The organism is Litoribacter ruber, assembly GCF_018500185.1.
Lineage (GTDB): Bacteria > Bacteroidota > Bacteroidia > Cytophagales > Cyclobacteriaceae > Litoribacter > Litoribacter ruber.
The window spans coordinates 24414-43760 of sequence record NZ_JAHBGI010000008.1; the positions used below are offsets into that span (position 1 = coordinate 24414).

Genomic DNA, 19347 nt, shown 5'->3' on the forward strand with positions numbered 1-19347 from the left:
CTCTTTTTGGGATTATTGAGACAGAAACTATCGTTAAATCCTTGTGACCAATATATAAATTAAAATGCAAAAAATGTCATTTATCTAGGTGATTATTTTCTATAAAATAAATTTAACCGCCAAAAAATGTGATGAAAGGCATGTAGAGGCATAAAAAAAGCAGGTGGCTTCACCTGCTTTTCAATTGTTTTCTACTTGTTTTTAGCCTTTTTATCTTTCACCAAGCGGCTGATGTACTTTTCTAAAACCTCACGTTTATAGGTTTCCAACAGTCTTGATTGCAGATTTAGCTTCTCTAAACTCCACACCATAACCTTGTTTATTTAATTTCTGTCCTAATTTTAAAACGAAATACCCCTATAAAGGGTTTTAACGACTTAAAACCATTTGGCATCCCCATTTTTGTTATTGGCCTATTTTGACTAAATTGAAAACAAACCACTGACTCATGGAAAACAGAAACTTATCGAAGTTGCAGGAAGAAATAAACGAAACTTTTGAATTACATAGGCAGCATGCCCTCAAGCTCAGGCTGAGCACCAAAGAGGAGCGTGCTCGCAAACTTTCCAAACTGCGGGAGTGGATCAAAAAGAACAAGGCGGAGATCCGAAAAGCTCTTTATGCCGATTTTAAAAAGCCGGCCACCGAGGTGGATTTGACGGAGACTTACCTGGTATTGTCAGAAATCAACTTGGCCTTAAAAAACCTCAGCAAATGGATGCAGCCCAAAAAGGTCAAAAACCCGATCACCCTTACCGGCAGTTCTGCCTATATCCAATATGAGCCAAAAGGCACCTCGCTGATCATTTCCCCTTGGAATTTCCCCTTTCAGCTGGCTGTTACCCCGCTGGTATCGGCCATTGCGGCGGGATGCACCGCTATCATGAAGCCTTCGGAAAGCTCGCCACACACCAGTGCCTTGCTGAGAAGAATGGTAATGGAAGTTTTTTCCAGAGATGACGTGGCGTTGTTTGAAGGGGAGGTGGAAGTGGCCACCATGCTTTTGGAAAAACCCTTTGACCATATATTTTTCACCGGTAGCCCAAAAGTAGGCCGGATAGTCATGAAAGCTGCAGCTGAAAACCTGAGCTCAGTTACTCTAGAACTGGGAGGAAAGAGTCCGGTAATTATTGATAAAAACGCCAACCTGGAGGATGCGGCCCAAAAGATCGTATGGGCGAAATTCATGAATGCCGGCCAAACCTGCATAGCCCCTGATTATTTGATGGTGCATTCCAGCATTGTGGATCCGTTTTTGGCTGAAGTCAAAAACCAGATCCATAAAATGTATGGCTCAAAGGGCAAAGCTATTGCTAAAAGTAAGGATTACGCCCGCATCATCAACGAAAGGCACCACAAGCAACTCTCCAGGTTACTAAGTGATGCTCGATTAAAAGGGGCTTCCATTTTCTTTGGCGGAGATACCGATGAAGAGGAAAACTACCTGGAACCAACCATCCTCACCCAGGTGACCGAAGCCATGGATATCATGCACGAGGAGATTTTTGGGCCAATTCTCCCAGTAGTGACCTACACCGACATCGAGGATATCGTCCATACCATCAACAGCAAGCCAAAACCACTTGCCCTTTACATTTTCTCCGACGAACAGTTTGTGATCGACTTTGTATTGAGCAACACTTCCTCAGGCGGTGTTTGCATCAACGATTGTATCGTCCACTACATGTCGCCCGATTTGCCTTTTGGCGGGGTGAATGAGAGCGGGATAGGAAAAGCCCATGGCCACTTTGGCTTTAAGGCCTTCAGCAATGAAAAAGCCGTGCTCAAACAGCGCGTTGGGATGACGCCTGCCAAAATGTTCTATCCTCCCTATGGCTTTGCCGAAAAGAGAATTTCCAAACTGTTTCTGAAGATATTTGGCTAAATGAAGAAAGCTTTTTTCGCCCTAGCCGCTCTATTGGTTATGGAAAATGCAAATGCCCAGCAAAGGGCAAGGGATTTCGGTTTTGAATTTGGGGTGATGTCTCCTGGTCCACTCAATGCCATCACGGATGTGGAAGGCGTGAAAGTGGGTCACATCACCCTGGCGGAAGACGATGATATCCGGACAGGCGTCACGGCCATTCTTCCCCACGATGAAAATATCTTCCAAAATAAGATTCCGGCTGCCATATATCTTGGCAACGGCTTCGGAAAATTGGCCGGCTATAGCCAAGTCAAGGAGCTGGGCAACCTGGAAGGCCCCATTATTTTAACCAACACCCTAAGCGTGGCGGCTGGCATTGAAGGTGTGGTTGACTATACTTTTTCCTTTGAGGAAAACAGCAACGTCTATTCCGTGAATGCGGTAGTAGGGGAAACCAATGATGGGTACCTAAATGCCATCAGGAAAAGAGCCGTCAAGCCCAGCCATGTGCTTCAGGCAATCGAGGATGCAAAAGGAGGCGAGGTGGAGGAAGGAAATGTGGGTGCCGGGACTGGCACTGTGGCTTTTGGTTTTAAAGGGGGAATTGGGACAGCTTCACGGAAGCTTCCAGAAAATCTGGGTGGCTATACGGTTGGCGTATTGGTCCAAAGCAATTTTGGTGGGGTCCTTACCGTGGACGGGCTGCCGGTAGGTAAGCATCTTGAACAATATTCTTTCAAAAACCAGCTGGAATCTGCCGACGGGTCAATAATGATTGTAATAGCTACCGATGCCCCGGTTGGGGAAAGGAACCTGGAAAGAATTGCCAAGCGCGGGATGATGGGACTGGCCAAAACCGGCGGGATTGCCTCCAACGGTTCGGGAGATTATGTGATTGCCTTTTCCACTGCCAAGGAACTGCGCATTTCTCACAGTGAAAAACCCCTCACCCTATCCCCAACCTCCACTTTACGAAACGACGACATGAGCGCCCTATTCCTGGCTGCTATTGAGGCCACTGAAGAAGCGATCATCAACTCCCTTTTTGCGGCCGAGGATATGAAAGGGCGAGATGGGCATGAAGTGAAGGCTTTGCCAATCAATGAAGCCATCAAGCTGAAAGAAAAGAAGGGAAGGTAGTTTCATTTCGCACCCTTATTGGGATGAGAGACCGAAGCCAGCCTAACTCGGGGCGGGTCTTACTCTTCTTCTATCCATATTCCCAGTAAACATGGTACGGATCAGGTATGGAGTAAGTATGGACAAGCTCTATATTTGGGTTTACCGGCTATGAGCGAAGACCTAACTCACCCCTAACTCAATATCCCTATAAGGTCCCTATATTGTCCCTATAAATTCCCTGTAAGGTCTCTAAAAGGTTTCTCATAACGACCGTAAAGTGAAGCGCAAAGCACCTAACGCTTAGCTTATTTTTTATCCAAATCCCTTTGTGAAATCTGTGTTTTTTTATGGTCACTCTGAAGCTGTATTCTTTTGGGCCTGACTGCTTTTCAAATTCCTAAATCAACATTTCCTCCTGTAAGGATAACCCCGACATTTTTCCCTGCAAAAGTCTCCTTTTTCTTTAAAATGGCAGCCAGAGGCACTGCACTGGAAGGCTCAATCACTATTTTCATCCTTTCCAAAATCAGCTTCATGGCAGCCTTGATTTCTTCATCCGAAACGGTAATTATCTCCTTAATTCTACCTTGGATAATCGCAAAATTTATCTCGCCCAATGAGGTAAGCAATCCATCAGCAATGGTATTGGGTTTCAAACTGGGTTGTCGCTCCCCAGTTTGAAGGGAACGAAAAGCATCATCGGCACCTTGGGGTTCGCCGGCATATACTTCAAGGCTGGGGTTCATATATCCGGCCGTAAGAAGGGTCCCCGCCAAAAGGCCTCCACCACCTACAGGCGTAATGATCACATCCAGCCCCTCCACATCTTCGATCAATTCCAAGGCAGCAGTGGCTTGCCCCTCGATGACGTCCATAAAGTCATAAGGATGGATAAAGGTCGCTCCGGTTTTTTCCACCACCTTTCCCAACATTTCTTCCCTGGCCTGCTGGGTAGGCTCACATTCAATAATTTCACCCCCATAAGAAGCAACGGCCGCCTTTTTGATCTCGGGGGCAGTTTTGGGCATCACGATGTAGGCGGGTATCCCCGCCACCTGCGCCGCCCTGGCCAATGCGGCAGCATGGTTGCCGCTACTGTGGGTGGCCACTCCCTTCAATTTTTGTGAATCCGAAAGTTTTCGCACGGCATTTGCAGCGCCTCTTGCTTTGAAGGCCCCTACCTTTTGGAGGTTCTCACATTTGAAGAAAATACTGCAACCCGCCATTATATTAATCGCAGAAGAAGACATCACCGGTGTGCGGTGGATGAATGGCTGGATGGCAGTGTGTGCTTCACGGATATTTTCTAAACTTGGCAGTGAGAAGGTCGGCATGGTTCGGCTTACTTATTTGCGGCAAATTAACATTTTCGAACCACATTGCTTATATTGAAAGGGTAAAATGACTATTTCTATGGATTACAAAGAGTTTTTTAAGCGCCAGCAAGCCCACCCTTTGATGGGGGAGGCCCTGAACAAAGACAACACGGAACTACTGGACCTCACGGCCAATAACAAAGGCTTGGAAGGGGTCAACCTACAGGACACAAGTGATTTTGATAAGTTTATAAAAAGACAGCTCAACGGCAAAAAGTACGGCTTAGGGGGCTATATGGAGAAGCGGGACATTTACCGGCGTTCCGATGTTTTTGCCCAGAATGATGCTTTCCGCAACATTCATTTGGGAGTAGATATATGGGCAGAGGCCTGCACCCCGGTGTATGCGCCCTTTGATGGCGTGGTGCACAGCTTCCGGGACAATGCCGGCTATGGCAATTATGGCCCTACCATTATCCTGCAGCATGAATTGGAGGGCCAAACCTTCTTCACCCTATATGGACACCTCAAATTAAGAGACCTTAACCCACTTCACAGGGGGTTGAAAATCAAAAAAGGCCAACTTCTCTGCCACCTAGGCATTCAGGAGGAAAACGGCAATTGGCCGCCCCACCTTCATTTCCAGATCATGACCAACATGCTGGACTTTGATGGGGACTTCCCGGGGGTAAGTGCAGAAGTGGACACCGAGCACTACCGCACCATCTGCCTTGATCCTGACATGATTCTCTGCTTTGAGGTGCAGCAGGAGGTTGGCAAACAGAAACCGACCCAGGGTGTTGTAATTTAAAAACCACATCTCGCATGACCCAAAAAGAACTTGAAAGCCTGACCGATTTTAGACAAAAACTTCACCAGCACCCCGAACTTTCCAATGAGGAAAAAGAGACTGCTATAATGGTGAAGGATTTTTTTGAACCGCTCAAACCCGACAAAGTCTACGACAAATTAGGCGGGCACGGGGTAGCTTTTAAGTTTGAGGGGCAAGAAGACGGCCCTACCACCATGATCCGATGTGAGCTTGACGGTCTTCCTATTGCTGACCTAAGTGAGACCAAGCATGCCTCCAAAAACCAGGGTAATTCCCATACTTGCGGCCACGATGGCCATATGGCTATCGTGGCCGGAGTGGGTAAGCATCTTTCGGCAAACCGTCCGTTGAAGGGCAATGTCGTTTTGTTATTTCAGCCGGCTGAGGAGACGGGTGAAGGAGCAGAGCGTGTGATTAAGGATAAGAAGTATAAGGAAATCCAGCCCGATTATGCCTTTGCCCTTCACAACCTGCCTGGCTATCCGGAAAAGCAGGTAGTCATCAAAAAAGGCCCGTTTGCCGCAGCGTCAACGGGCATGATCATCCAACTTACAGGCAAAACCTCTCATGCAGGACACCCAGAAGACGGCCTCAGCCCTGCGGTGGCCATGAGCACCTTGATGGTCGGCTTGCCCTTGCTACCCGAGAGCATGAATGACTTTGCCCTCATCACGGTAGTGCATGCCCAACTGGGCAAAAGGGCTTTTGGCACGTCCCCTGGAGAGGCAACCGTCATGGCCACGCTGCGGAGCTTCGACAATGACACCCTGGCAGCATTGACCGGGTACGCCGAAGCATTGGCCAAAAAAGTCGCCGAGGAAAACAAGTTGCAAATAGAGATCAGCTATACCGAATCTTTTGCCGCGACCGAAAACAGCCCCGAGGCGCACAAGCTGGTGAAGGACGCAGCCAAACGGCTCGGTTTAAAGACCAAAAACATCCGGATCCCCTTCCGCTGGTCGGAAGATTTCGGCCATTTTTCCCAAGCCACCCAAACAGTCCTTTTTGGATTGGGGGCAGGAAAAAAACAGCCCCAACTTCACGAGCCCACCTATGATTTTCCGGATGAAATCATCGGTACAGGGGTGGATATTTTTGTCGAAACCCTAAAAGAACTTCATTATTGATCCTATGCAGGGAACCAGCTATATCCAAATCAGCAAATCAGCCTATAAACGCAACCTCAGCTACATCAGGCAGGAAATCGGGGAGCACCCCATCATCTCGGCAGTGGTAAAAGGCAATGCTTATGGACACGGGATAGAAAACATGGTCAAAATAGCTGAAAGTGCCGGCGTAAGACATTTTAGCACCTTCAGTGTGGACGAGGCCTACAGGGTATTTCACGCCAGTAAGCATCGCAGCCATATCATGATCATGGGCATGGCCACCGAAGCACAGCTGGATTGGGTGGTGGAAAACGGGCTGAGCATTTTTGTATTTGGTATGGATAGGATGGAAAAAATCCTGTCTATCGCCAAGCAAAAGGGGAAAAAAGCCAAAATCCACATAGAAGTAGAAACGGGTTTTCACCGTACGGGCTTTGAGTGGTCGGAAAGGGAAAAGCTCAGCAAATTATTGATTGAAAACCTGGATCATTTGGTGCTCTGCGGACTTTGTACCCACTATGCTGGTGCGGAAAGTATCAGCAATTATGTGCGAGTTAAGGAGCAGATAGAAACCTTCCACAAGTTCAAAGAATATTTCAAGAGCAAAGGGCTTGCGTTTTCCCTATATCATACGGCCTGCTCAGCGGCAGCCCTGACCTACCCGGAAACGGTGATGGATATGGTGAGGATAGGCATACTACTGTACGGATTTTGGCCGAGCCAGGAGACTTATATGGCCAAATACAAACACCTGCTTACCCAAACGACCAAGAATCCGCTTAAAAGACTGCTAAGTTGGAAAAGTGAGATTATGAGTCTCAAGGAAGTGAAAATGGGGGATTTTATAGGATATGGCACCAGCTACATGGCCCCGCGAAATATGCGGATTGCCTTGGTGCCGGTAGGCTATGCCCACGGTTTTAGTCGGACCCTTAGCAATCTGGGCAAGGTGCTCATCCATGGGAAAATAGTCTCCGTAGTTGGCACGGTAACCATGAATAGCATTGCGGTGGACATCACCGAACTTAGAAATGTGAAACCAGGGGAAGAGGTGGTGATTATCGGCAAACAGAAATCACAGGAGCTAACTGTGGCCTCCTTTGGGGAGACATCCCAGCAAGTCAACTACGAGCTGCTTACCAGGCTGCCCCAAGATATTAAGCGGACCATTACCACTTAGTCCAACAACGCCTCAATATCCTCTTTGCTGAGGCTCTTCATAAAGCTTTCTTCCGTACTGATAAGTTCTCCAGCCAAAGCCATCTTTTTCTCCTGCAAAGCCATGATTTTCTCCTCTACCGTATTTCTGGTGATAAATTTATAGATCATGACCTTGTTCTGCTGACCTATCCTGTGCGCACGGTCAATAGCTTGTGCCTCTACGGCAGGATTCCACCAAGGATCAAGTAAAAACACATATTCAGCTTTGGTCAAGTTGAGTCCCACACCACCGGCTTTCAGGGAAATCAGGAAGATCTTAACCTCATCGTTTTCCTGAAACTCCTTCACTTGGGCCTGACGGTCCTTGGTAGTACCATCCAGATAAGCATATCGGATATTTTCAGCATCCAGGAATTCCTTAACTATTGCCAAGTGCCTCACAAACTGGCTAAACACCAAAACCTTGTGCCCTTCACTCGCAGTGGAATGAAGCATGTGCGTCACATCCTCCAACTTGCCTGAACCGCCTCCGTATGACTTGTCGGTCATTTTGGGGTGGTTGGCTATTTGTCTGAGCTGGGTAAGGCCTCTAAGCAGGGTAAATTGCTTCCTGGCCATCCCTGGCATGCTTAATTCATTGACAATTTGCTCCCTATAGTAGCTCTTTACCTCTTCGTAAGCCTTCTCCTGCTCGCTGGTCATGGAGGAATATTTCACATTGATCAGCTTCTCTGGAAGATCGGTGGCCACTTGGGTTTTGAGTCGGCGCAGGATGAAAGGCTTGATGGTGGCATGCAGCTTTTGGGCCTTGTCCATGTCGTTCTTTTTTTCTATAGGCAATAGAAATTGCTTCTTAAAAAGACTCTGGTTGCCCAATAAACCTGGGTTGATGAAATTCATCTGAGACCACAGGTCCATGGTGCCATTCTCCACAGGCGTACCCGTGAGGATGAGTTTATTCTTGCAGTGAAAATTATTGACAGCCTTCGAGATATTGCTTCCCGGGTTTTTGATTGCCTGGGATTCATCCAAAATCACATAGTTGAAGTAAAACTGTTTCAACACGTCAATATCCAGCCTGGTGATGCCGTAGGAAGTCAACACCAGGTCATATTTGTGAAATTGGGAAGTGTCCTTGACCCGGAATGAACCGGTATAGGTCAATATTTTGAGTTTTGGCGTAAATTTCCTTGCCTCCAGTTCCCAGTTGTAAATCAGGGAAGTCGGCATTACCAGCAGTGAAGTGCTATCTGGGTTCAGCTCTTTTTCATGGGCAAGCATCGCAAGGGTTTGGACCGTTTTACCAAGACCCATATCATCGGCAAGGCAACCGCCAAAGCTATAATCATTCAGAAATCTAAGCCAATTGTAACCAGCCTTTTGATAAGGTCTCAATTCTCCCTGGAAGCCAGCGGGAAGCTCATAATCCTCAATGTTGGAGAAGTCTTTCAGCTTTTCCAGTTTGCGGCTCAGTGTTAGGTTGATCAGCTGGCCTTTTTCAAGCTCCTGTGCAAGGGCTATATGGTGCTTTTTAAGTTTGAGATGCTGGTGGGTGGCATCATTATCTTCTAGGAAGGAGAAAATCTCCGAATAGTTAACAAACCAGCTATCGGGGATAACGGCAATCTCCCCATTAGGCAACTCCAGCTCGTTTTTACCCTGGATCAGCATTTTTCTGATCTTGTGAAAAGGGATTTCAAACTCGCCGAACTTGATGATGGCGTTTACATCAAACCAGTCGATGTTTTCCTTGATCTCAACCGAAATGGAAGCATGGCCAATGAAATATTTTTTGCCCTCCAGGTTGTTGTTCTGCAGGATTTTCACGCCCATGGACTCCAGCTGCTCGCGGTTGTGGTTGATCCAGTCAAATGCTTTGGTTTTTTCGAGGGAAAAACGGGAAGTTTTCACGGGAAGGCCCATTTCTTTCAGATAATCGCCGTAGCTTTTTTCCTTTTCAAGGTCCCTCATCACCTTATAAAAGATATAGTTGTCCCCTTGCTGCTCCAATTTCACATCATTGGGGCGCTTTTCATCCGAGCGGAAGGAGTAATTGCCGTATTGGAATTTGAGGTCAAAAATGATCTTGTCCTCTGACTCCCCCTCTCCGGCATTGGTATTGCCAAACAGATCCTGGGAGGGACCGTTTCCTGGGAGATCACTCAGACTCAAATAGGGCTCCGGCTGCTTACGCTCCACCTTGATGTCAAAGCCTTTGGCATACACATCAAATGAGCTGACCAGCTGGGTAACAAACTTTTCGTAATAAGACTGCTCTACCTTTTTGGGAATAACGATGAATTTCTTGTTGAGAAAAGGGTTAAGCTTTTTCCCGTCTACATTTTTCTCAAAGCTGTAAAGTTTTTGATCCACGACCAGCCAAGCCGGCTCTTTACAAATCAAATAACCGTTTTTATACTGCCACTCGAGCTTTTCTCCATCGTATTTGATGGTTGGGAAATAATGGGTGTTTTCCTCATTTCTTCTAAAATGAAATAGCACTGAGGCCTTATTGGGCATCACCTGGATCTCTTTCCATATGGGATTGCCGTCATTTCCCATTTCAAAAAGCCGCTTTCCCTGAAGCTTTTCCAGAACCTGCGCCCGCAAACTTTCCAGTTTCAATTCTATCTGATCCTGAATCGTCTTGTTACCTGTTTTCTCATCGTAAATCTTACGGATAAAATCCTTCGGTTTGAGGTTTTTGGTGTTGAATTTCTTGGAAATAGCATCGGTCTGCATGTTGTCCATAAGCTTGATCAGCTCATAGTCCGTATCATCCAGCCCAGAGGCAAAGTCCTTGGCGTTTTTGAAAGAAATGTTTTGATTGGCATAAGAAAGCCTACCCTTCTCATCCAGCTGCACCACAAAAGATTCAAAAAGAATCCCAAAGTATTCGTGGATAAATAGGGCGTAAACAATCTCAAAGGGCTTCTCCGAAGAAACTTTCATAATCAACCAAGTTACAAGCAACGAAGGAAAATGGGCGGCGATGGCTCAAAATCCATAATACAATAGCTCGCAAAATAACGAAAATTTAGGAAAAATGCCCCATAAATTAGCCGAAATATGGCTGCTTACAGTTGCTCAACTGTTTTGACCTTTGAAGCAATTTTGGCAGGTCGATAGGAGGCCATCAGGGTAATGGCGATCACGCTGATACAGGTATACAGGAAATCCGTCCACACCATTTTGACCGGATAATTGTCGATGATGGAGCTGGCCACTCCCAAACTCACCAGTCCAAAGGTGTCCTGAAGCCACACGATCAAAAACCCCAGCACCAGCCCAATGATTGCTCCAGAGAAGGCGATGATTGCCCCCTGTTTTAGATAAATGGCCTGAATGAGGCTGTTTTTGGCCCCCAAAGCTTTCAGTACGGCAATATCTTTCTTTTTCTCAATGGCCAACATACTCAAGGAGAAAAAGATGTTGAACGAGGCCACTGCAAGGATAAAAGTAAGGGTCAGATAAACGAATAGTTTTTCAATCTTGATGGCACGCAATAGAGAGGCATGCTGCTCGTCGGTATCCCTAACCAGAAAATCAGTACCCAAATGTTGTCTGAGGTTTCTTTTCACTTGGGAAATCCTGTAGCCCTCCAGCACTTTGATCTCCAGAGCGGTTCGCCTATTGCCATATTCAAGCAATTCCTCCACAAAGGAGATGGGCGCGATGATGTACTCATCGTCAAACTGCTTTTCAATGCTGAAATATCCAATTGGCCGGATGATCTCCCGGTTGTACATCTGCCGTGGATCAATGGAACCTGACCGGCTGGCTTTGGGATAATACACGGTCAAAAACTCCAGGTCATTGTTGATGTCCACACGTAAGGAGCTGGCCACTCCCATACCCAAGATAGCCTCCGGTTGCTTTTCTGTGCCCAGTGAAAGCTGCCCGCGAAAATAGCCTTGCTCAAACCTGCCCTGATCCAAAAAATTATCCGATACACCTTTCAGTTTGGCCACCTTCTGTACGCCTTTATAACCGAAGAGTGCATTATCCTCGATCACCTCTGTGACCACCTCAACGCCCTCCACAGCTTGAATGGTAGAGAGCCAGTCCTCCTCCACCCGAAAAGATTTCCCTACCGCTGCCTCCACTTTCAATTCAGCATCAAATGAAGCATACAGGCCTCGGATAAGGTCTTCCAGGCCATTAAACACCGAAAGCACTATGACTAGGGCCATAGTGCCTACCGCTACCCCGATCATGGAGATCCGGGAAAGAATGGTGATGAAATTACGCTTCTTTTTGCTTCTGAAATATCGGGAAGCTATGAAAAAGGATAGGTTCAAGATCGGTATTGGAGTTAATTATTTGTCATCCTCTTCATCTTCTTCCTCACCGGCTTCAGGAATATCCAAATCGGAAATCACCTTGTCCATGTGCTGGGCATAAGCGGCGGAATCATCCGGGAAGAAAATAAGCTCAGGAATCACCCTGACGCTTTTGCCGATTCGTCGGCCTAGATGTTTACGGATTTCTTTTTTGCTGTCGTCAATTTTTTCAAAGGTCTCCTTGTTGTTGGCCAGCAAAAAGCTGAGGTAAATTTTGGCCACACCCAGATCAGGGCTCATCAGCACGCGCGTCACGGTCACCATGGCACTTCCCACCAAATGTCGCCCCTCACGCTGGAATATTTCCCCAACCTCTTTCTGGATCAACTTTGAATATTTTTGCTGTCTTTTGCTTTCCATAATTGATAATTATCGTTACAAATGTAGTGAATTAAATGCGTAAGGTTTAATTTCGTGTTTGCTGATTGCTAAACATTCAACCCCAATCGCCCTTGTTAAGTTTTTTTAAAGTAAATGACCCGTTTCGGATTGCCGGCATCTTGGTAATCCTGCTTATCCTGCGGGTACCCTATCTGTTGATGGATATCCCATTGCTCACACCCGAGCTGATGTGGATGCTGACAGGGGAAAGGATGTCACAGGGCTATCACATGTATTTGGACATCATTGATGATAACGGCCCATTTTCGGCTGGGGTTTACTGGCTCATTGATCTGGCCTTTGGAAGATCGCTTTTGGCCTACCATATCATAGCCGGTCTGATCATTATTTTCCAGATCGTGTACATCAACCACCTTTTCATCAGGTATAGGGCATTTTCCGACACCACCTACCTCCCCGCTTTGGTAATGGGGGTACTATTTCACCTTTCCTTTGATTTCCTTACCCTCTCACCAGCTCTGCTAGGCACGATGTTTCTGGTTTTGGCGCTGGGAAAGGTTTTCAGCCTGACCCTGCTCAGTGAGGACAGTACCGAATCGGTCCTGATGGTGGGCGTATTTGGTGGGATAGCGGCTTGTTTCCATTTTCCCTTGGTATTCTTCCTACCCTTTTTGATCGTGGCAGGAATTGCCGTTTCGGGCTTTAGCTTCAATCAATTTATATTATCCATGGTTGGCTATTTTCAGCCAATTTTGCTTTGCAGTCTGTATTATTTTTGGCAGGACGGCCTACCGGAATTCCTCCTGGAGTTTGTGTTTGCCACCAGAATCATCGAGGCCTACATTCACGTCACCTACCTGGATATGTTGATCCTGTTTTTGGTGCCCTTTGGGTTTGCCGCCAGTGGTTTTCTATTCAGTTCCCTAATGCGGAGCCAGACGATCAACCAGCAAAAGCAAAAGCAGCTGATGATGCTCTATATGATGTTTGCACTGTTGACCTTGCTGATTTCCAATCGGAGGACACCTTACCAGATGCTGCCCTTATTGCCCGCCATGGCTTATTTTATCAACCAGATTTTTATGAATGTGGAAAGAAGGGTGGTGCTCAAGAGCTTCTTTTATGGTTTTATCGTGGCCGTGCCCCTGGTGGGATATGCCTGGACTTTCCAAAAGATCCAATCGGGAAGGATTACCGCTTACGGGGTGGCTTCTGATTCCAAGTATAACTTTACCCGCGATCGAAGGGTGGTCGTGTTAGGTACCGACATGGGCTTCTACCAACATGCCTATCCCTCCACGCCATTCTTGAATTACAACCTTTCCAAGAGGGTTTTGACTGATTTTGAGGATCTCAATGACATGGCCACTACTTTTAAGTATTTCAACAATGAGAAGCCTGAATTCATCATTGACGAAGAGGGGGTTTTTGAGGAGCTTTTAATCCAAATTCCTGCCTTGAGAGATTTGTACAGAAAGCAAAGGGATGGCGTTTATAAGCTAATTGCCGATAGAAATTAGGTTTTCCGGCATAAAAACGTAAATTTACGTTTCAATTAACCTGAAGCGTCATGAATTGGATTAAGACTTTTTCCCTGCTGGTAGTATCTTTTTTAGTATTTGCGTGTAGTGATGACCCTACTCCAGATGTCACAACCTTACATGGGAAATGGGAAAACCGAGAATATCAGTCCGGATGGGATATAGATTGGGTTGAAACCTACCATTTTGAGCCAAACGGTTCATTTCAACATTCCCTAATCGCAAAGGAGCCTGGTAGCGATGTGGAATTAGGCTATACTACTTACCGATACGGGAACTTCCATATTCAAAATCAAGCCCTGCAATTAACGGACTTAGTCCTATTTATTTCCCTAAGTGATATCCAAGAGGGCTGGTATTCTCCGAAAGAAGAATTAGTAAAGACAGATTTTGGTGTTAATACTCAAAGTATAAACTTCACTTTGCAAAATAACAACACCGAACTCGTATTAGAAGAATGCCCAACTTTTGAATGCGAAGAAATTACATATAAGGTTTTTCTCCGAGTTCAATAATTAGGCATCCTTTTTTAAGAATTGCTCAATTCATTGACAGCAATATAGGCCATCAAGCCAGATCCCACCTCAAGCGCATCTTCGTCGATGTCAAAAGTTGGTGAGTGCACACCTGAAGTGATTCCTTTGGCTTCGTTGCGGATTCCCAACCGGTAAAAACATCCCGGCATTTCTTGGGTATAGTAGGAAAAGTCTTCGGCAGCCATCCAAATGTCCAGCTCCTCCACATTCTCCTCCCCTAGGTATTGCTTGGCAGCCTCTTCGGCGCGTGAGGTCAATTCCGGCTCATTTACCAGAAAGGGATACCCTTTTCTAACCTCAAAATCAACCGAGCCGCCCATTCCCTCGGCAATGCCCTCCGCTATTTTGACCATAGCCTTGTGGGCCTCAGATCTCCATTTTTCATCCAGTGTTCTAAAAGTACCCTCAATCTCCACCTTTTCAGGGATAATGTTGGTGGCGCCATTGGCCTGCACTTTCCCAAAAGAAAGCACAGTTGGGGTCTTGGGACTAGCTTTTCTGCTCACAATCTGCTGTAGAGCTACAATGATATGGCTGGCAATAAGCACCGGGTCCACAAAGTTTTCAGGCATGGCTCCATGTCCGCCTTTTCCTTTGACCGTAAGGTAAAGCTCATCCGTGCTGGCCATATACATTCCTTTGCGGAAACCCACTTTCCCGACATCAATCAAGGGCATCACATGCTGCCCAACAATTCCGCTAGGCTTGGGGTTTTCCAAAGCCCCATCTTTGATCATCAAAGAAGCGCCACCGGGAAGCAGTTCCTCTCCAGGTTGGAAAACAAGCTTAATGGTTCCCTCAAACTCATCCCGAAGTTCCTGAAGGATCTTGGCAGCACCCAAAAGTGAAGCGGTGTGCACATCATGGCCACAGGCATGCATCACACCTTGGTTCTGGGATTTATAAGAGACATCGTTTTGCTCTTCTATGGGGAGGGCATCCATGTCTCCGCGCAGGGCAACCACTTTTTTATCAGGATTTTTCCCTTTAATCAAAGCTACCCAACCGGTATCAGCCTTTTTCTCTATCTCCGTAATGCCATACGAGCGCAATTGTGTTTCCACAAATGCGCTCGTATTGTATTCTTTGAAGGATAATTCAGGGTTGGCGTGTAAATGTCTTCTGTTATCTATCACCTCGCTTTTGTATTTCTGGGCGAGGGTTTTGATTTTATCTTTCAGCATCAAAATCGTCTTCTATATCATTTTCTTCTTCAAACCCATCCCGTTCAAACCTTTCCTGGATGATTCTCGCCGTGGGAAAATCATCCTTCAGTTTATGATAGAGCGATTGGGCCTCAATTCTGTTGATGTACTTCCCAACCTTGACCAAATAGCGGGGCTGCTGGTATTGCATATCCGCCTTCACGTCTGGGTGGGCCGTATAAATATCATTTCGGGTTTCAAAGGCTTTCTCCCTATCCACACCGCTATATACCAAAATGGTAAAGCCATTGTAATACTGTTTGTCTTCATTGTCCCGCTTGAAATAGCTGATCGCTTCTTCCAAGTCCTTGTCTACCGGAGCGCCGGAGCCTTTTGACACGGAGGACTCTTTTTCCATCTCATCAGGATCTGGAAGTTCAGGGAAGGTTACGCGAGTTTCGGATAGGTCTTCTGAATAATCCCTATAGGCATCAGCCGGCCCCCTTTTGATGGCGGCACAGCTGAAAGCAAACATGGAAACCAATATTACAATTAAAGCATTTTTCATATCACAGGATTAGTTCTCGATGATTACGCATCGACCGTTTTGCAGGTCATCTTCCACGCTTTTGAATTTCACGTTCTTTTTCACGCTGCCATTCGGATACTGGACAGAAACCTTGTCGTTTCTTCCATAAGCCTTATCAGATTTCCTTGGTTCTACCACTTGCTGCCTGCTTGATGGGGCGGTAGCAGCCGGTGTACGGTTGCCTGCAATTGAGCTGCCAACTTCTTCTTTGGAAGCCTGAACTTTTGGTTCTGGCGCTCTTTGTGGCTGGGCGGTATTTACCTGATCAGGATTTTGCTTAGGCAGTTCGGCCTTGGAGATAAAGGAAATGATATCTTCATTCAACTTGCCGACAAAACGCTTGAACATTTCAAATGCCTCAAACTTGTAAATAAGCAATGGGTCCTTCTGCTCATACACCGCATTTTGCACGGATTGCTTGAGGTCATCCATATCTCTTAGATGCTCTTTCCAGTTTTGGTCAATGATTGCCAATGTAACATTCTTCTCAATGGCCCTGATCAAATCTCTACCCTCATTTTCAATAGTAGACTCCAAGTTTACCACTACGCCAATCTGCTTGATACCATCAGAGATAGGCACCATAATATCCCGGACTGTTCCGCCCCTTTGCTCATGCACATCCTTGATGATCGGAAGCGCCCTGTTAAGGATTCTCTCGTTTTTGGCTCTATAATTCTGATAAGCTGCTTCAAAAAGCTCCTGAGTGAGGGTATGGGCATCCTTCGATTTAACCTGCTCCTCGGTAAACTTATGGTCAATACCCAAAGAGCTGTATATGTTCATTCTCAGGTTTTCCATATCATCGGAAGCTTTGGCCATATCGATGATATCCGAACATACATCATACATGATGTTGAGAATGTCCAACTCAAGCCTTTCACCCATCAAGGCATTTTTCCTCCGCTTGTAGACTACTTCTCTTTGGGAGTTCATCACATCATCGTATTCAAGCAAACGCTTACGAACACCGAAGTTGTTTTCCTCTACCTTCTTCTGGGCTCTTTCGATGGATTTGGTAATCATGGAGTGTTGGATCACCTCGCCTTCCTCGAGCCCCATTCTATCCATAAGTTTTGCGATTCTTTCGGAACCGAACAACCTCATCAGGTTATCTTCTAGGGAAACAAAGAACTGGGAAGAACCCACGTCCCCTTGACGGCCGGCACGACCTCTAAGCTGTCTATCGACCCTCCTGGATTCGTGTCTTTCCGTACCGATGATGGCCAAACCACCAGCCTGCTTGGATTCCGGGGTCAATTTAATATCGGTACCCCTACCGGCCATGTTGGTGGCGATAGTCACTGTGCCCGGCTTACCTGCCTCAGCCACCACTTCCGCTTCCTTGGCGTGCTGCTTGGCATTCAATACCTGGTGCTTGATTTTGCGCAGGGTCAACATACGGCTGAGAACTTCCGAAATCTCCACTGATGTGGTCCCCACAAGTACCGGCCTTCCAGCGGTGGTCAATTCGTTGATTTCGTCCACTACGGCATTGAATTTCTCCCTTACGGTCTTATAAACTTTATCCTGCCTGTCATCCCTTGAAATAGGACGGTTGGTGGGGATTACGACTACATCCAATTTATAGATTTCCCAAAATTCACCCGCTTCCGTTTCGGCTGTACCGGTCATACCGGAAAGCTTGTGGTACATTCTGAAATAATTCTGAAGGGTTACCGTGGCATAAGTTTGCGTGGCATCTTCTACCTTCACATTCTCCTTGGCTTCAATCGCCTGGTGAAGACCGTCAGAATAACGCCTTCCTTCCATCACACGACCGGTTTGCTCATCGACAATCTTCACCTTGCCGTCCACCAGGATATACTCGGTATCTTTTTCAAACATACAGTAAGCTTTCAACAGCTGGTTTACTGTATGGATACGCTGGGCTTTTACGCCGTAATCCTTGATGATTTCTTCCTTGCGAATAAGCTTTTCCTTCTCATCAATCTCCTCATTTTTCTCCATTTCGGCAATTTCCATCCCAATATCAGGAAGAATGAAGAAATCCACCGTTTCGTTTTTCTTGGTCAACACCTCGATACCGTTGTCGGTAAGGTCTACAGTGTTGGACTTCTCGTCAATGGTAAACAAAAGAGGTTCATCCGCCTCTGGCATCATCCTTTTGTTATCCTGGAGATAATAGTTTTCCGTTTTCTGTAGAACCACTCGGATACCAGGCTCAGAAAGATACTTGATCAATGGTTTGTATTTAGGCATCCCACGGAAGGCTCTAAACAAGGATAAACCACCTTCTTTTTGGTTTCCTTCTTTGATCAGGCGTTTGGCTTCTGTAAGATAGCCCTGCACCAGTTTTCGCTGCTCTTCCACAAGTGTGGATACTCTTGGCTTGAGCTCATAAAATTCATGCTCATCCCCTCTTGGCACTGGGCCGGAGATGATCAAAGGTGTTCTTGCATCATCAATCAATACAGAATCGACCTCATCAATCATGGCAAAATGGTGCTTGCCCTGAACCAGGTCATTGGAATCCCTGGCCATGTTGTCCCTGAGGTAATCAAAGCCGAATTCGTTGTTGGTTCCGTATACGATGTCAGCGTTGTATGCTTTTCTTCTTCCTGCGGAATTAGGGGGGTATTTGTCGATACAGTCTACTTTGAGACCGTGGAATTCAAAAAGTGGAGCGTTCCATTCGGAGTCACGTTTGGCAAGGTAGTCGTTGACTGTTACCACGTGTACGCCTCTGCCGGAAAGCGCATTGAGGAAAGAAGGAAGGGTTGAAACCAGGGTTTTACCTTCACCAGTGGCCATCTCGGCGATTTTACCCTTGTGAAGGGTGATACCCCCGATCAGCTGCACATCGTAGTGAAGCATGTCCCAGGTGATTTCGGTCCCGGCAGCCAGCCACTTGTTGTGCCAGATTGCCTTGTCCCCGTCAATTTCCACGTTGGGTTTGTTGGCGGCCATTACCTGATCCTCAGGATTGGCGATCACTACAAGTTTGCCGTTTTCCTTAAACCTTTTGGCCGTTTCCTTTACCACTGCAAAAGCCCTTGGAAGTATTTTCTCCAAAGATTTTTCCAACTCCTGATCACGGTCTTTTTCGATTTTGTCGATCTCGTTGAAAAGGGCATCTTTTTCATGGACCTTGTCGGCCTCCATCGCGTTGATTTTTTCCTTAATGGATTTGATCTGGTCGTCAAATGAAGCCAAGTCCTTGTTGATGATGCTTTTCAGCTCAATTGTTTGGGCTCTGAGCTCATCATCGGTAAGCTGGTGAAGCTTGCCAAACTCTTGGTTGATCTGGTCAACGATGGGCAAAACCTCCTTTATATCCCTATCTGACTTGGTCCCGAAAACCTTTGCCAGTCCTTTCGCTATAATATCTAACATATATTTTGATCAAATTAAAATGGCTTTAAAATTACTTTCTTTTTGGCAGAATAGTAAATTATTGTCCTCTTTTGATGGTTTTATCTT

General features: G+C 46.3%; 14 protein-coding genes. 7 read left to right on the forward strand and 7 right to left on the reverse strand.

Annotated elements, in window-relative coordinates; genetic code table 11:
- Positions 1–448 precede the first annotated feature (448 nt).
- Both KIH41_RS12000 and KIH41_RS12005 read left to right on the forward strand, forming a co-directional pair.
- On the forward strand, positions 449–1885 hold the full coding sequence (locus KIH41_RS12000; RefSeq protein ID WP_214162539.1) for an aldehyde dehydrogenase family protein: 1437 nt from the start codon (positions 449–451) through the stop codon (positions 1883–1885).
- The gene (locus KIH41_RS12005) at positions 1886–3007 is read left to right on the forward strand and encodes a DmpA family aminopeptidase (protein WP_214162540.1); all 1122 of its coding nucleotides are present in this window, start codon (positions 1886–1888) and stop codon (positions 3005–3007) included.
- 371 nt (positions 3008–3378) lie between these two features.
- On the opposite strand, the gene KIH41_RS12010 is transcribed toward KIH41_RS12005, so the two are convergent.
- On the reverse strand, positions 3379–4323 hold the full coding sequence (locus KIH41_RS12010) for a pyridoxal-phosphate dependent enzyme (RefSeq protein ID WP_214162541.1): 945 nt from the start codon (positions 4321–4323) through the stop codon (positions 3379–3381).
- Between the two features lie 79 nt (positions 4324–4402).
- Between KIH41_RS12010 and KIH41_RS12015 the strand changes: the two genes are divergently transcribed.
- The 3 genes from KIH41_RS12015 to alr are packed head-to-tail and all read left to right on the forward strand — an operon-like array spanning position 4403 to position 7426.
- Complete coding sequence (locus KIH41_RS12015) at positions 4403–5116, forward strand: peptidoglycan DD-metalloendopeptidase family protein (protein ID WP_214162542.1); 714 nt, start codon at positions 4403–4405, stop codon at positions 5114–5116.
- A 14-nt stretch (positions 5117–5130) separates the two neighbouring features.
- On the forward strand, positions 5131–6264 hold the full coding sequence (locus KIH41_RS12020) for an amidohydrolase (RefSeq protein ID WP_214162543.1): 1134 nt from the start codon (positions 5131–5133) through the stop codon (positions 6262–6264).
- Between the two features lie 4 nt (positions 6265–6268).
- The gene (gene alr, locus KIH41_RS12025; protein ID WP_214162544.1) at positions 6269–7426 is read left to right on the forward strand and encodes an alanine racemase; all 1158 of its coding nucleotides are present in this window, start codon (positions 6269–6271) and stop codon (positions 7424–7426) included.
- On the opposite strand, the gene KIH41_RS12030 is transcribed toward alr, so the two are convergent.
- From KIH41_RS12030 to rbfA, 3 genes are all read right to left on the reverse strand, one after another.
- Positions 7423–10359, reverse strand: a complete 2937-nt coding sequence (locus tag KIH41_RS12030) for a DEAD/DEAH box helicase (RefSeq protein ID WP_214162545.1) — start codon at positions 10357–10359, stop codon at positions 7423–7425. The two genes, alr and KIH41_RS12030, sit on opposite strands and share 4 nt — an antisense overlap.
- Before the next feature lie 125 nt (positions 10360–10484).
- Positions 10485–11708 (reverse strand): FtsX-like permease family protein, encoded by a 1224-nt coding sequence (locus tag KIH41_RS12035; RefSeq protein WP_214162546.1) that lies wholly within the window; start codon positions 11706–11708, stop codon positions 10485–10487.
- Positions 11709–11726: 18 nt separating this feature from the next.
- On the reverse strand, positions 11727–12110 hold the full coding sequence (gene rbfA / locus KIH41_RS12040) for a 30S ribosome-binding factor RbfA (RefSeq protein ID WP_213944459.1): 384 nt from the start codon (positions 12108–12110) through the stop codon (positions 11727–11729).
- Between the two features lie 92 nt (positions 12111–12202).
- Here rbfA and KIH41_RS12045 point away from each other — a divergent pair, with 92 nt between their 5' ends.
- Together KIH41_RS12045 and KIH41_RS12050 are read left to right on the forward strand one after the other, a co-directional pair.
- Entirely contained in the window at positions 12203–13612 is a 1410-nt protein-coding gene (locus KIH41_RS12045; protein ID WP_214162547.1) for a hypothetical protein, read from the forward strand.
- Between the two features lie 50 nt (positions 13613–13662).
- A complete protein-coding gene (locus KIH41_RS12050; protein WP_214162548.1) occupies positions 13663–14148 on the forward strand; it encodes a hypothetical protein in 486 nt (161 codons plus the stop codon).
- 14 nt (positions 14149–14162) lie between these two features.
- Here KIH41_RS12050 and KIH41_RS12055 read toward each other — a convergent pair whose 3' ends face one another.
- The 3 genes from KIH41_RS12055 to secA are packed head-to-tail and all read right to left on the reverse strand — an operon-like array spanning position 14163 to position 19260.
- Positions 14163–15353, reverse strand: coding sequence for a M20 metallopeptidase family protein (locus tag KIH41_RS12055; RefSeq protein WP_214162549.1), 1191 nt, complete (start codon positions 15351–15353; stop codon positions 14163–14165).
- Positions 15340–15882, reverse strand: coding sequence for a hypothetical protein (locus KIH41_RS12060; protein WP_213944455.1), 543 nt, complete (start codon positions 15880–15882; stop codon positions 15340–15342). Before KIH41_RS12060 ends, KIH41_RS12055 begins: the two co-directional genes overlap by 14 nt.
- A gap of 9 nt (positions 15883–15891) precedes the next feature.
- Positions 15892–19260 (reverse strand): preprotein translocase subunit SecA, encoded by a 3369-nt coding sequence (secA, locus tag KIH41_RS12065; protein ID WP_214162550.1) that lies wholly within the window; start codon positions 19258–19260, stop codon positions 15892–15894.
- Positions 19261–19347 lie beyond the last annotated feature (87 nt).